Origin of the sequence: Levilactobacillus lanxiensis, assembly GCF_016861655.1 — a bacterium.
Classification (GTDB): Bacteria; Bacillota; Bacilli; order Lactobacillales; family Lactobacillaceae; genus Levilactobacillus; species Levilactobacillus lanxiensis.
The window spans coordinates 345,725-358,822 of the sequence record NZ_BOLN01000001.1 but is presented as its reverse complement, the minus strand read 5'-3'; the positions used below and the strand labels follow the sequence as shown (position 1 = coordinate 358,822).

Sequence of the window (13,098 nt, the reverse complement as noted above, 5' to 3'; positions counted from 1 at the left end):
CATGAAAACGCAATTTAACCGGCATTTTTATCGGACGTTAGTCTTTTGGTTAGGCCTCATTTGTCTGGGCGTTGAGCTCTATCTATGGCCAATCGATGATTCGTTTTCGCGTGCGGTCGGACTAGGGACCGGTGGCTTCTTAGTGGTTCTAAGTTTCTGGCGTGAGGTTGAGGAGGACTAGGTTTAAATAGTTTGAGGCTATTGTGAAAAAGTGCCCGTTACGAGAGTGATTGGTGCGGTGGTCGTCTTTAAGGCAGTGAAAGTGAGCGATCCAATGTCAGTGACCAGAGGTGGAAGTCCGTTCCACAGGCTGGAACCGGCCCCACAGCAGGGCCTCTTGGATCCAACGGCGGGAACGAAATTGACCACTGTCATATTTAAATTAAAGGGAAACGTTTTGATGGGTTTACGCAGTGTCAGCCGTGAGGGCGGTGAAAATGGTCTACGCTGGTGGATGTCAGTGACCAGAGGCGGGCCAAAGTGACCAGCTGTGTCGATGGTCTTGACTGAGTGGTTTTCTCAGTTTAGAGCATGGGACAACCTTTGAGACCGGTTTTTGGCTCAAAGTTGAGGTGGAAGCCCGCCTCTCAGGCTGGAACCGACCCCACAGTAGGGCACTTTGAGCCCGCCGTCGGGAACGAACAGCACCTTACCGGCCTATTTTCACCGCCCGGTAAGGTGACTACCGCGCCAACCCGTCAAAGTAAGTTTTGGTGGCGGCGAGCATGTCGGCCGTTTGTTGATTTAACAACGGCGGCAACTGGTCCAACGGAAAGTATTTCAAATCCAGCGTCTCGTCCGTCGCCGTTTCCAGGGTGTGCCCACCAACGGGTTTCACCAGGTATAGCCGGGAAATAACCTGGGTCACGTCGCCGTTGGGGTATTTGGTGAAGCCCTGATCGAAGAGGCCCAGCGGTTTAACGATTTCAACGTCGAGGCCGGCGTCTTCCTTATATTCACGAATCATGGCGTCGTCGTAGCTTTCACCGTACTCCAGGTAACCGCCGGGGAGGCTCCAGTTATGGGTGTCAGTCCGCAAGTTGAGCAGCACTTCATGCTGGTTGTTGGCCACGATGCCTGCCGCTGCGTTTAAAATTAAGGGCTTGTGTCCCACTAAATTCCGGACTTCTTTGATATAGTTTGCCATTAGTTGTTGACCTACTTTCTCTGAGTTTTGTCCTCAGTATACCGCAAAAGTTGGGGATGCAGCAGGCACTTTGAACGCAATAACTACCCTTGAAGGGTATAATACGTTTGAGGTGATTGCGATGAGTCGAACCGCACAGAATATTAAATTCATCCGCCAACATTATGGCATCAGTCAACGGCGGTTGGCGTCGTTGCTCAACGTCTCCGTTAGAACTGTCCAGCACTGGGAACAGGCAGATTATGCGCCCAGTGGTCCCGCAGTTAAATTAATTCAACTTTTGGCGAACAATGACGCAGTTTTTACGGAGTTAACTAGTATAGAGGAGGATGAGGCAATTATGTACTTGGCACACGATGATCAAGCTTTCACCATTATGGGCGTCCCGTTTCGAAATGAAGCAGAATATCGGGCAACACTGGATGCAACTATCAGTAATATGTATGAGGGTTTTGAACCAACGGTCGCGGACATTGAGTTAGCCAGAGAGGCTGATGACTTAGGCCGCCCACTGACCGGGGCAGAGGTTTTGGCAAAAATCAATGCGCGAAACTCGGTGCCAAATAAGTGAAAATCTGGGCAGACTATCTTCAAGAAAATGGCACGCTGAAGAATAAATTAGGCATCACTGAAGACGAAAAATTGCATGCAGTTGAATACAACACTAGTGCCATTCAACAAAAATTTATCCGACAGAATAATTACGTTTTACCAGATGGATACCACCTAACCGGCAAGGACGTCACCGAGCTAAAACGCATCAACGCGGCACTGCTGGGCGATATCTACGATTGGGCGGGTCACTACCGCGAAGTGGATTTCAACAAGACGGCTGATGGGGTCGTCACCCACTTTCATCCCGTCATGTTGTTTGGCAATGCCGAGTGGGATATTCAGCGACAGCTCACGGATTTCGCGACGTTACCGGCGGACAAGCAGGTGGTGGCCACGGCCCTGGGCAATCTAGTGACCGAGATCAACATGTTTCACCCGTTTCGCGAGGGAAATGGCCGGACGTTGCGGGTCTTCACGGAGGTGTTGGCCTGGCAGAAGGGCTTTCGTCTCGACTTCACCCAGGAACAGCAGGACGCTTATATGACTGCCAGCATTCAGGATGAACCGGTGTTGATGGCGGCGGTTTTTCTAAAAATTTTGAAATGAAAAATGGCTTCACACCGGCTCTCAAAGTGAGCTGGGTGAAGCCATTTTTGCGTTTACGATTACTTGTTTACCCGTTGGTAGTTGGCGTCGAAATACTTGCCGGCACGGATGTCGTCAGGCAAACCTTGGTAAGGGGCTTCGCTGATGACGTATTCGTTGTTTTGACCAGCGTCGCCGATGTAAGTGATCGTCGCAAATTCTGGGACGACCATTTTAGGATAGGTGGCGTACTTTTCGCGGGCGGCTTCCATCACGTCAATGTGTTCGTTTTGGTAAGTGACCGTGATTTCAGGATGTTCTTGAACCCACTTCGGGAAGAAGATGGTCCCGTTGACCTTGTTTTCATTAGGCAGGAAGTCCAGTGCCACGTCGGTCCCAGTGGGTTCCGTCCAGGCAACCTTGTAGATGCCTTCCGTCAGCATGACGATGTTGGCTTCTTGGTCCGTGACCCAACGACCAGCGACCATGCCGCCGTGGATTCGGTAGTCAACGGTGTGGTCGTTCTTCGCGTACCATTCGTATTCCCAGCCGTTGTCGTAAGTGTAGATGAAATGGGTTCCCAGGAAGTCATCGAGGGTTTTGAATGTTTTAGTCATGTTAAAAATCTCCTTCTATTCTGCAGGAAAAACATGTAATTAATTACATGTTTTTATTTACTTGATTATCATAGTCACTTCCGCGGGACTTGTCAACGATTTTCCTTGATGTTTTTCCAGGGAACTGGTTCAATTGAGACAGCGCAACGCGTTTGTGACGAGAAAAATTCTCGTAAAATGGAAGGAGGCTGATGATTATCGGTCAGCGAAATCGGCTACAATACATCATCTTAGGCCTACTGAATCAGCGTCCCCAGACCGGCTACGACCTGGCGAAGGCGTTTGAAAATGAAATCGGGGAGTTCTGGCAGGCGCAACACAGCCAGATCTACCCCATGCTCAAGCGAATGGAAACGAGCGGCGACATCACCCACGAGGATACGGTGACGGGTGAGAAGCTGGCGAAGAAGCAGTACTCGTTGACGCCGGCCGGCCATGATAAATTAGTGGCCTGGGTGAGCGAGCCCTCGCCAGAGTTGTCGGCGACCAAGGACGAGTTTATTTTAAAACTGTATTTTATTAAAACGGCGGCCGACCCGCGGCTTCAGCCCATGCTGCAGGAACAGGCGGCTCTCCACCGCGCCCAGTTGGCCCACCTCAAGCAACGCCGTGAGACGGTCTTCCCGGACCAGGCGGCAATCAATCAGGCCTATGGGCATTACCTGATTCTGGACCACGCGATTGGTCGGGAGCAGTACTACGTGGATTGGCTGGAGAAGTTTTTGCGTTAAGACTTTGGTACGCGAAACTTCCAAAAACCAGAAAAATAGGTAAAAATGGAAGTATACTTCCAAAAATGCTGAATCTGAGTAGAAATGGAAGTATACTTCCTGAAATAGAAAAATGTCATACATCTGTATACACGAGCGCTTCGTGCTACACTAAATCAAAACAAGGGAGTTGAGGGTTATGGCTAAGATTGTAACTTTGCGAAAGTCTGGAAATAGCCGTGTTTTGACGGTCCCTAATGATTTAGATGTGGATGTAGGAACCCAGTATCAGGTGAAAAAATTACCAGATGGTGGGATTCTTTACCAGCCAATCAAGCGGCAAAACATTTTTGCGACACACGATTGGCAAGAATATGCTTATCAAGCGGACTTACGGAATGATTCAGAACTGGGACCTGCTAAGCCAGTTGGTAAGGAGTGCGTTGAATGAGAATGCCCAAGTGTGGTGATGTTGTCGTCGTTGATGCAGAGCCCCATTCTGGCAAGGAAGTAGCTTTCTTAAAAAATGCTATCATCAGTAACTAAGGATGGAAGTATGGCACAGTGGTAGCTCGCTGTGCTTTTATTTTGGCCTAAAATTTTCTCGGAGCCAATGACCTTTTCAGACTTAATTCTGCAAGCAGACCAGCAAGTCGCGAGAAATTTTATCGGCCACGGGGGATGGCTATACTTAGGAGTGGATTGTCTACAAAGGGACAGTTCAAATCAATTGAAAGGTCAAAGTTGGCCTTTTGTGGGAGGATACATACAGATGAAGTTCAGAACAGTTTGGGTAGCGGTGTTAGCCGTAGCAACGTTGGGTGTAACGGCTGAAGTCACGACCCCGGCACAAGCCGCAACCAAGGTTTTACAGACCAAGAAAATGAAGAAGGTGGCCTATAAGATTAGCAACGGCTATTTCTATCGGAACACGAAGCTGACCAAGCGGACGCACAAAGCCAGCAAGTACGCCAAAGTTAACTTTTACACGTACAAGTCAGCGAAGATCCGCAAGAGCAATGGTAAAAAGGTGACTTACTACTACGTTAAAAATAAGTCGGGCAAGGTTAAGGGCTGGGTCTGGCGCGGCAATCTGCGTAAGCAACCAACCTATACACGGCAGAAGAAAGATATCGTGGCCATGAAACGCATCGTTCAAGGGATGTCCCCGGATGTACAGAAAGGGGCTTTGGGCCTGTTTGCACATATGAACTACAAAGTAGCCTATCATGATGGGGCTAGCAATCGAGACCTATATAACGTGATTTTTCAGATGGAACAAGGAGCGGACTATGATAATTCAACTGATATTCAGGGGATTATCAAAACCTATAAGCTCTTTAAGGGGCGCCTTGCGGATGAAAAAGTGGAGGCTCTTAATGATTACAATGATGTAGATGATGTGCTCAAAGGTCGTAGTGACGCGGATTTATCTGATGTGGCTGGGAATTTAGTCGAAGATATTTTGTTCACTGTTGAAAACATGGATAATCAGGGTAGCAAGTGACAGAATGTGTCTAATTCTAAATAGGTTCAAATACAGCACGGCCATAGCTGGCGTGCTGTATTTTTGTGGGGTTAGACAAGTGGGCGTTCAGATTGAGTCAATGGTGATTGAACAGGTTAGTGGTATTGATTAAAATTTGAGGCATTATTGTGGCGCCACAATACAGCTAACCAATTTCTGAGTCATCAACGTCTTAAGTGATGCTATTGCTACAGCTGGTCGTGATTGTCGTCCCAATTGGTTATGAATTTACAAATAAAGTATAATTAATAATTAAATAACAGTCAGAATAATTAATACGCAAAATTTACATAAACCTTGCGAAAAATTTACTTGGTCTTGGTAAAGTTAAGTCATTCAGAAAGGGGATTACACTTACATGAAAATTCGTGCCGTTTTAGCTTCAATCAGTTGTGCATTGGTCTTACTCGGGGCTACCGCTGCGCCTGCTCAAGCAGCGACAGCCAAGAAGGATGCAGACCTGCAACCAGCTATTTCCAAGAAGGTCAACGCACCTATCAAGTTGGCCGGTGCCGAGAACATGCGAGACATGGGTGGTTACAAGACTAAGACTGGTCAACGCGTTAAGAAGGACCGTTTACTGCGGAGTGATTCACTGGAAAAACTGACGAAGGCGGATACGAAGAAGTTAGTGAAAAAGTATCACGTCAAGGAAATCTTTGATCTGCGGACCAAGTCCCAAATCGCTGAAAAGCCAGACGTGAAGATTGCCGGCGTTAAATACTTAGGTTCCTCTATCTTAGGAACCAAGTCCAACTACGATAACGATGATGAAGGTATGTACCGCGACATGGCCAACAAGCCATCTGCCAAGAAGAGTTACCACAAGTTCTTAGTCGCTGCTGCTAACAACAAGAAGGGTGCCCTGTTATTCCACTGCTCACACGGAATGGACCGGACGGGAACGTCTGCCGCAATCCTCTACACGATTTTAGGGGTAAGCAAGAAGGATATCCAACGCGACTACTTATTATCCAACACCCAACTGAACGTGACGTGGGCAAAGCCAGCGTTACTGAACCTGTTCTACAGCCAAGTTAAAGAACACTACGGCTCAATGAACAACTACATCAAGAAGGGCTTAAAGATTACCCCAGCCCAAATCAAGCAAATCAAAGCCAACTACCTGACGAAGGCCTAAGCTTAGCGTCACTAGAATTAAACCGAAATGACTGATCTAACAGCCGTATCCGCCATTAACTGGGGATGCGGCTGTTTTGGTGTTTTTGAAACTCGGTTCGCAGAGGTTCAAAGAAGTTCTGAAGATTGCTAGGGAATATGAGATTAGTGGTTGGCAGAACCAGCAGATCAGCCAGTGCTCCAGAACTAGGGGGCCACTCTGTAATGGTTAAAAACCAATCTTAGCCGCAGGAAGCCAGGGATGGAGGCGGCTGTGTCGATGGTGTTGAGCAGGGTTCTTTCCTGCTCTACAGCATGGGTCGACTTTGGAGACGTGTGGGTTTCACGGCTTCAAAGCGAGGTGGAAGCCCGTTTTTTGGCTGGAACCGGGCCCCACAGCAGACGGAATCTCTGGAAGCCGGAGGCGGTCAGTCTAACACTAGATTTCAGGCAGAAAACCAAGCCCCCTAGTTCTGGGGCAATTGGTTAAAACTGATAACTAATAAAGCCCCCCAACTACTGATTTTGTCACATATCGCGTATGATAGGGTCGACGGTAACCGTTAGTAAGTCAATTCTGGCTAACTAAGCCTAATGAATGGCTGAGGAGGTTAGAAAAGGTAAGTTGCCAGTCAGAATTTAGGATTACAGCTGAGGCCCTTAACCGTTATGCTATATATGTAAGCGGTTACAGATTACTGGAAATGCGCAAAAACTTTTTGGGGGAGGTACGTATCATGAGTAAAGCACAGTTATGGAAACAACGGTTCTTCTACGGGTCGACCGACCTGGCCGGGAACCTGATTTGGCAAATTGTTGGGCTGTATTTACTGTTCTACTACACCACGGTTATGGGCATCTCGCCAGCATTTGTGGGAACCCTGTTCTTCGTGGTTCGGATCATTGATGCCTTTGATGGGGTGGTTTATGGATTCTTGATTGACCACACGCACTCGAAATACGGGAAGGCGCGGCCATACTTCTTATGGTTTGGGATTCCGCTGGGGATTCTGACAATGCTGCTGTTCTTCAACCCGTCATTTGGCGGTAACAAGGTCTTCCAGCTGGCTTGGATCTCCATCGTCTACACGTTATTCAGTTTAGTTTATTCTGGGGCAAACACGCCGATTACTGCTATTCTGCCTAGCCTGACTAAGGACCCTGATGAACGGACCAACCTGGCAAGTGCCCGGATGGTTATGACGAACATCGGGACCGCTGTGATTGGGGCCATTTCCTTACCGATGGTTGCCAAATTAGGGGGCAAGAACGCCGAAAAAGGTTGGATGATTTGGGGGATCTTTATCGGGATTGCCATCATTGTTCTGTTCTTAGGCGCCTTTGCCAACCTGCGTGAAAAAGATGATATCGTCGATGACTCCGCCGACGCACCAGAAATCAAAGGCCACCTCTCCGTGGGTGAATCTTTGAAGGGTGCAATTAAGAACAAGCCATGGGTCATCTTGAGTTTGAGTTTCATCCTGCTACAAACATTCTGGGTTATCCGGATGCAGACGGCCGTTTACTACCTGACCTATGTTTACCGTCGGGCCGACCTGGTTGGGGCCTTCAATGGCCTGGTCATCGTCGCCGTCATTGGGAACATTTCCATTCCGTTCCTGAGCAAATTTATGAAACACCGGAACGTGATGATTCTGGCCATGGCGACCTTCGCTGTGGGTGAAATCATCATGAGCTTCAAGAGCATTCCACTCCTGTTCGCCGGGAACGTGATTGCGTTAGTGGCCATGGGGGCAGCGTTCTCCATTGCCTTCGTGATGATTGCCGACACCGTGGAATACGCGCGTTCCGAAATGCACATTGACGAACCCGGCATCCTGTCCTCCGTGCCAATGGTGGGGGCTAAGCTGGGCATGGGCTTCGGTGGGTTAGTTTCTGGTTGGCTCTTAACCTGGGGTGGTTTCCAAGCCACGGCCAAGATTCAGGGCGCCAAGGCGTTGACCGCCATCAGCACCAGCTTCGTCTGGTTACCGATTATTTTAGCCTTACTGATTCTGGTCATCCTGTTCTTCGGTTACAAGCTGGACGAAGATGAAATCGCGTCGGCTAAGGCCATGAAGGATGATACTGGCAAATTAAATGAAGACGCTTAACTTAACGTTCGGGCCGCCGGCAAACCCGGTAGCCGTGACGTTCTATCAACCGGCCGCCATCGCTGACTTTGACCAGCCACCGCGGCGGCCGTTGGCCATTCTCTTACCAGGCGGCGGCTACCGGTTCTACAGTGACCGGGAAAATGAAATCGTCGCGTTTCAGTATCTGGCGCAGGGGTATGCGGTGGCGGTCGTGGCCTATCGCTTGTTAGATCAGCCACCGGTCTACCCGCTTGTGCTGGAACAACTAGCCCACGTCGTTGCCGGTTTTCACCAACAGGCCGCCGATTACGCGCTAGACGCTGACCATGTCTTACTGGTCGGCTTCTCTGCGGGTGGCCACGTGGCGGCACTCTACGCAGATTTGTGGCCGCAGTTAGCGCAGCGTTGTCAATTGCCGCGTCAGGATTGTTCCGTGTGGGCGGTGACCCTGGCTTATCCGGTGATTGGGTTGCGGTTAGGTTGGCCGGTCGATGCGGCGACCCGGCAAGCCATTGCGGGGAAATGGGCGCTGACGGAGGCTGACCATCTGGTAACGGCCCAGAACCCGCCGACGTTCATTTGGACGACAGCAACGGATGAATTTGTCCCGCCAATCAACGCGCAGTGTTACGTGAAGGCGTTGCGGCGCGAGGGGGTGCCCGTGCGGTTTCACCTGTATCCGCGGGGGCCGCACGCGTTGAGCTTGGCCCAACCGGTCACGGCCTTTGCGGCTGGGACGCACCGCGATGCGACGTTTGGCCAACGCTACGTGCAAGCAGAGGTGGCGGGCTGGTTTACCGAACAGTTACGCTGGCTGCAGCGCCTATGGTGACGGCCACTTTAAAAAAACAGAAAAAGTCGCTGATAACCCGTTTACACCGTACCGTTTTGGTGTTAAAACATAGCCGAACGTGAAAAGGCGTTGCCACCATTTTTCTGGAGGCGCCGGCGATGGATGGGGATTCATCTGCTAGTTTGACTGATGTGACAGGTTTCAGCATGAAAGATTCGTCGGAACGACTATTTCACGAGAGGGGTAATCAAAATGTTGAATGATACGACAACCAAGCAGTCTTTGGGGTACAACGATGAGTTGCGACGGCTGCAGAAAATGCGGGTCAGCAGTGTTGAGGATGGCGTGACCAGCTGGATCAAGGAACGCGACCCGATTCACACCTTCGAGCCACTAGTTTGGGAGACCGTGGCCGAGATCGAAGAGAACCCGCAATTGCCGACTGACCTGTTTAGCCTGCGGCAAGGAACGGAAACCTCCGGCCAACGGGATTTAACCAACGTTGAAATGAAGGTCGAAATGCAACAAATCGTGTCCATGAATCGACGGGTCCGGGTCATTCGTATCGCTCGGATGGACCATTTAACCGCGGATAAGGCGCTGATCTATTTCCACGGCGGGGCCTACTACGGGGGCACACCGGAAGATGTTTTGCTGGCGCTGAAGTTCGTGGCGGAACAGGCGAACTGCGTGGTCTACAACGTGGATTACGCGCTGGCACCGGAACAGGCTTATCCGGCTGGCATCTTGGACGGGTTAGCCGTGGTGGCGGCCATGACCAAGAGTTACCAACAGATTTCACTGGGCGGCGACTCGGCCGGGGGCTCGATTGCCTTAGCCGTCAGCCAGCTCTGCAAGTCGATGGGCATCTGCACGATTGCGAGCCACATGCTATTTTACCCAACATTGATTCAGGGCTCCGACTTAAACGGCCCGCTGTGGGATGACCGCAGCATTCCGGTCGTCGACGAGCAACGGGACGCCTTACACCGGAGCTATCAGTTGTTTGAACAGCTAGATACAATCATGAGCGGGTACTACGTGGCGGATCAGCCAGTTGACCTGACGGCACCACTCCTGTCGCCATTACTAGCCGACCCAGAGATTTTCCACCGGGTCACCGTGTTGGTCGGGGAATACGATCCGTTCCGTCTTCAAGATGAGGCTTTCATTAAAAAAGTCGGCCACGCCAACGACGACGCCAATTACTTCCGTTACGGCGGCATCAGCCACGCCTTCTTAAACTTCACGGGAAACGTCCCGGCAGTCGAAGACGCACTGGCAACGGCGGCACGCTTGATTTAGGGTAAAGGAAATTGGTGAGTAACAACTGGCAATGTAGCTGACCGCAATGAGTCAGTGAAGGCCAATGGGCTTGCCAGTGTGAGTGACCAGATGACTCATTGAAAATTAACCGAAGACTTTGCGAGTAAATGTTGGTAATACGTCCAAGCCAATGTGGTTAGACGACCATGGACTTACCAATGTGAGCGACCAGAGGCGAATCAAGAGGCCCAGCTGTGTCGATGGTCTTAGCTGAGTGAATTTTCTCAGCTTAGAGCATGGGACGACCTTATAGACCGGTGATTTACCGGGCTATAAGGCGAGGCGGAAGACCGCTTCCCAGGCTGGAGCCGGTCCCCACAGCTGGGCCTCTTGAATTCGCTGTCGGGAGCGCAAGCCACACTTGCAAGGCCAGAAAAGGCAGTTATTAGTAAGTATGGGGGAGATTATGTTGACTTTACGCGACTATCACTTAACTTTGCACGACGTGGCCGATCACCAGCCGGAGTACTTGGAAACCATCTTTTCGCTGGCTAATGGGCACTTCGGCGTGCGGGCCAACGATCCAATTACGGGCAATCCCATCACGGGAACGCTGATCAATGGTTTTTATGAAACCGCCCCCATCACCTATGGGGAGGCGGGTATTGGGTACGCGACGCAGCACCAAACGATTTTAAATTTACCAGACTTCCGGCACATTCACGTGGCGACGGCTACCGGCCATGACTTCACCAATAGTGAGCGGACGGCGGTTGATTTGGATTTGACGACCGGGGCGCTGGTGGAACATTACACCCTGCAAACGTTGCAGGGCGAGACCATTACCATGATTATGAAATCCACAATTGGGCAAACGCAAACGGAATTTTGGGCAGCCAGCTATAGCTTCATGGCGGCCAACTATGCCGGCGGCTTGGTCATCAGTAAATCCATTGCGGTGCCGGCTGAGGCCGAGGCCATTGCGTCCGCCGATCCCCGGAAGACGCGGATGGCGGGGCTTCCCATTTGTGAGACGGAATTCATGGGGCGTAACCTACAACGGTACCACGTGAAGACGCGGCAGACCAAGCAGGCGGTGACGATTTATCTGGGGATGTTAACGCCGGGAGCGGGGCTGTTGCGGCAAACGGTCGATTTGAGCGACCGGGTGGCCCACGACTTGACCTATGAGGTGTACGTTGGGGCTATCGGCAAACAGAATACGATTGATCCCGCGGCGCCGTTCATGGCGAACTCGCTGTCGGTCTTGTTGGCGGACAGCCGAGATTTCTGGCAAGACGTTTGGAACCGCAGTGAAGTGACGGTCAGCGGCAACGACGAGCTGGATTTGGCGATTCATTACAACCTGTTCCAGCTGAATCAAGCAGCTGGGCGGGATGGGCGCACGAACATTGCGGCTAAAGGCCTGAGCGGGTCCGGTTACGAGGGTCACTACTTCTGGGATACCGAGATGTACATGCTGCCCTACTTTATTTACACCAATCAGCAGATGGCCCGGCAGCTCCTGTTGTACCGTTACCAAACGCTGCCCAAGGCGCGGCAACGGGCACGGGCATTGGGCGTGGCGCAGGGAGCGCTCTTTGCCTGGCGGACTATCAATGGTGAGGAGGCCTCGGCCTACTTCCCAGCCGGCACGGCGCAGTACCACATCGATGCGGACGTGGCCTACGCGGTCGGCAAGTATTACGAAATTACCCGGGACATCGACTTCATCGAGCAATGTGGCTTTGAAATGGTGCTGGAAACGGCTCATTTCTGGGAAGAATTCGGTTCCTGGCATCAGGAGGGCACCGAAAGCCGCTTTGAATTTCACACGGTGACGGGGCCGGATGAGTACACGGCGTTAGTCAACAATAATTACTACACCAACCGATTGGCTAAACATAACTTTGAGCTCGTGGCCTATTTAGCCAAGGAAATTTTAAAGGATGATCCGCAGGGCTTAGACAAGTTTGGGATTGGTCGAGCGGACTTAGACGTCTTTGAAAATTTAGCTGAACACGTTTATCTGCCATACAGTGAGGACCTGCACATCAACGAGCAAGATGATAGTTTCTTAAGCAAGCCGCGCTGGCCGGTCGACCGGTCGACACCGGAAAACTTTCCGCTGTTGTTGCACTACCACCCGTTGACGATTTACCGGTATCAGGTGGCGAAGCAGGCCGATACCTTGCTGGCGGATTACCTGTTCCCAGAGGATCTGACGGATGACCAATTGAAGCGCGAATATCACTACTATGAAGGGGTCACGACGCACGATTCCTCGCTGTCACGCTCAATCTTTAGCATTTTGGCGGCACGGATGGGTGATCCGGAAAAGGCCTATCATTACTTTATGGATACGGCGCAAATGGATCTGGTCAACCTGCAAAAAAACACGGCAGATGGCCTGCATCTAGCAAATCTGGGTGGCAGCTGGCTGGCATTAGTTGCTGGCTTCTCGGGCTTCTACGTCCAAGACGAGGTCGTCCACTTTACCAATCATTTGCCAAAGGAAATCCACCGGCTGACGTATCGGATGAAGATTGCGGCCAGCGTCTTAGAGATTGATCTGACAGCAACCTCAACCAACGTCACGGTCATCAGTGGCCCGATTCCAACCTATGGGGTTAGCGTGAATGGTCATTTGATTTCTTTGGAGAAGGTTAGTTAGAGTGCGGA

The 13,098-nt window shown here is 50.9% G+C and carries 13 protein-coding genes; 11 read left to right on the top strand and 2 right to left on the bottom strand.

The features are described 5' to 3' along the window. Position 1 precedes the first annotated feature (1 nt). The gene (locus JUF22_RS01510) at positions 2 to 181 is read left to right on the top strand and encodes a hypothetical protein (protein ID WP_125764166.1); all 180 of its coding nucleotides are present in this window, start codon (positions 2 to 4) and stop codon (positions 179 to 181) included. Between the two features lie 501 nt (positions 182 to 682). Here JUF22_RS01510 and JUF22_RS01505 read toward each other — a convergent pair. Further along, positions 683 to 1,147, bottom strand: a complete 465-nt coding sequence (locus tag JUF22_RS01505; protein WP_203642630.1) for an NUDIX hydrolase — start codon at positions 1,145 to 1,147, stop codon at positions 683 to 685. 121 nt (positions 1,148 to 1,268) lie between these two features. Between JUF22_RS01505 and JUF22_RS01500 the strand changes: the two genes are divergently transcribed. Both JUF22_RS01500 and JUF22_RS01495 read left to right on the top strand, forming a co-directional pair. Continuing rightward, complete coding sequence (locus JUF22_RS01500; RefSeq protein ID WP_203642628.1) at positions 1,269 to 1,718, top strand: helix-turn-helix domain-containing protein; 450 nt, start codon at positions 1,269 to 1,271, stop codon at positions 1,716 to 1,718. Continuing rightward, complete coding sequence (locus JUF22_RS01495; protein WP_203642626.1) at positions 1,715 to 2,308, top strand: Fic/DOC family protein; 594 nt, start codon at positions 1,715 to 1,717, stop codon at positions 2,306 to 2,308. The genes JUF22_RS01500 and JUF22_RS01495 overlap by 4 nt, the downstream gene beginning before the upstream one ends. Before the next feature lie 59 nt (positions 2,309 to 2,367). Here JUF22_RS01495 and JUF22_RS01490 read toward each other — a convergent pair whose 3' ends face one another. Then, positions 2,368 to 2,904 (bottom strand): phenolic acid decarboxylase, encoded by a 537-nt coding sequence (locus tag JUF22_RS01490; RefSeq protein WP_203642624.1) that lies wholly within the window; start codon positions 2,902 to 2,904, stop codon positions 2,368 to 2,370. A 197-nt stretch (positions 2,905 to 3,101) separates the two neighbouring features. Here JUF22_RS01490 and JUF22_RS01485 point away from each other — a divergent pair, with 197 nt between their 5' ends. The 8 genes from JUF22_RS01485 (at position 3,102) to JUF22_RS01450 (ending at position 13,090) form a co-directional block, all read left to right on the top strand. After that, a complete protein-coding gene (locus JUF22_RS01485) occupies positions 3,102 to 3,635 on the top strand; it encodes a PadR family transcriptional regulator (protein WP_203642825.1) in 534 nt (177 codons plus the stop codon). A gap of 178 nt (positions 3,636 to 3,813) precedes the next feature. Further along, entirely contained in the window at positions 3,814 to 4,065 is a 252-nt protein-coding gene (locus JUF22_RS01480; RefSeq protein ID WP_203642622.1) for a hypothetical protein, read from the top strand. Between the two features lie 321 nt (positions 4,066 to 4,386). Next, positions 4,387 to 5,121 (top strand): hypothetical protein, encoded by a 735-nt coding sequence (locus tag JUF22_RS01475; protein WP_203642621.1) that lies wholly within the window; start codon positions 4,387 to 4,389, stop codon positions 5,119 to 5,121. Between the two features lie 379 nt (positions 5,122 to 5,500). After that, positions 5,501 to 6,283, top strand: coding sequence for a tyrosine-protein phosphatase (locus tag JUF22_RS01470; protein ID WP_203642620.1), 783 nt, complete (start codon positions 5,501 to 5,503; stop codon positions 6,281 to 6,283). A gap of 715 nt (positions 6,284 to 6,998) precedes the next feature. Next, the gene (locus JUF22_RS01465) at positions 6,999 to 8,375 is read left to right on the top strand and encodes an MFS transporter (protein WP_203642619.1); all 1,377 of its coding nucleotides are present in this window, start codon (positions 6,999 to 7,001) and stop codon (positions 8,373 to 8,375) included. After that, the gene (locus tag JUF22_RS01460; RefSeq protein ID WP_203642618.1) at positions 8,362 to 9,189 is read left to right on the top strand and encodes an alpha/beta hydrolase; all 828 of its coding nucleotides are present in this window, start codon (positions 8,362 to 8,364) and stop codon (positions 9,187 to 9,189) included. The genes JUF22_RS01465 and JUF22_RS01460 overlap by 14 nt, the downstream gene beginning before the upstream one ends. 213 nt (positions 9,190 to 9,402) lie before the next feature. Beyond that, the gene (locus JUF22_RS01455) at positions 9,403 to 10,455 is read left to right on the top strand and encodes an alpha/beta hydrolase fold domain-containing protein (protein WP_203642617.1); all 1,053 of its coding nucleotides are present in this window, start codon (positions 9,403 to 9,405) and stop codon (positions 10,453 to 10,455) included. A gap of 427 nt (positions 10,456 to 10,882) precedes the next feature. Continuing rightward, a complete protein-coding gene (locus JUF22_RS01450) occupies positions 10,883 to 13,090 on the top strand; it encodes a glycoside hydrolase family 65 protein (protein ID WP_236000680.1) in 2,208 nt (735 codons plus the stop codon). Positions 13,091 to 13,098: the final 8 nt, after the last annotated feature.

Coding starts and splice junctions, on each gene's coding strand:
- JUF22_RS01510 (WP_125764166.1), top strand. CDS start 2: ATGAAAACGCAATTTAACCGGCATTTTTATCGGACGTTAGTCTTTTGG.
- JUF22_RS01505 (WP_203642630.1), bottom strand. CDS start 1,147: ATGGCAAACTATATCAAAGAAGTCCGGAATTTAGTGGGACACAAGCCC.
- JUF22_RS01480 (WP_203642622.1), top strand. CDS start 3,814: ATGGCTAAGATTGTAACTTTGCGAAAGTCTGGAAATAGCCGTGTTTTG.
- JUF22_RS01455 (WP_203642617.1), top strand. CDS start 9,403: ATGTTGAATGATACGACAACCAAGCAGTCTTTGGGGTACAACGATGAG.
- JUF22_RS01460 (WP_203642618.1), top strand. CDS start 8,362: ATGAAGACGCTTAACTTAACGTTCGGGCCGCCGGCAAACCCGGTAGCC.
- JUF22_RS01465 (WP_203642619.1), top strand. CDS start 6,999: ATGAGTAAAGCACAGTTATGGAAACAACGGTTCTTCTACGGGTCGACC.
- JUF22_RS01500 (WP_203642628.1), top strand. CDS start 1,269: ATGAGTCGAACCGCACAGAATATTAAATTCATCCGCCAACATTATGGC.
- JUF22_RS01475 (WP_203642621.1), top strand. CDS start 4,387: ATGAAGTTCAGAACAGTTTGGGTAGCGGTGTTAGCCGTAGCAACGTTG.
- JUF22_RS01490 (WP_203642624.1), bottom strand. CDS start 2,904: ATGACTAAAACATTCAAAACCCTCGATGACTTCCTGGGAACCCATTTC.
- JUF22_RS01470 (WP_203642620.1), top strand. CDS start 5,501: ATGAAAATTCGTGCCGTTTTAGCTTCAATCAGTTGTGCATTGGTCTTA.
- JUF22_RS01450 (WP_236000680.1), top strand. CDS start 10,883: ATGTTGACTTTACGCGACTATCACTTAACTTTGCACGACGTGGCCGAT.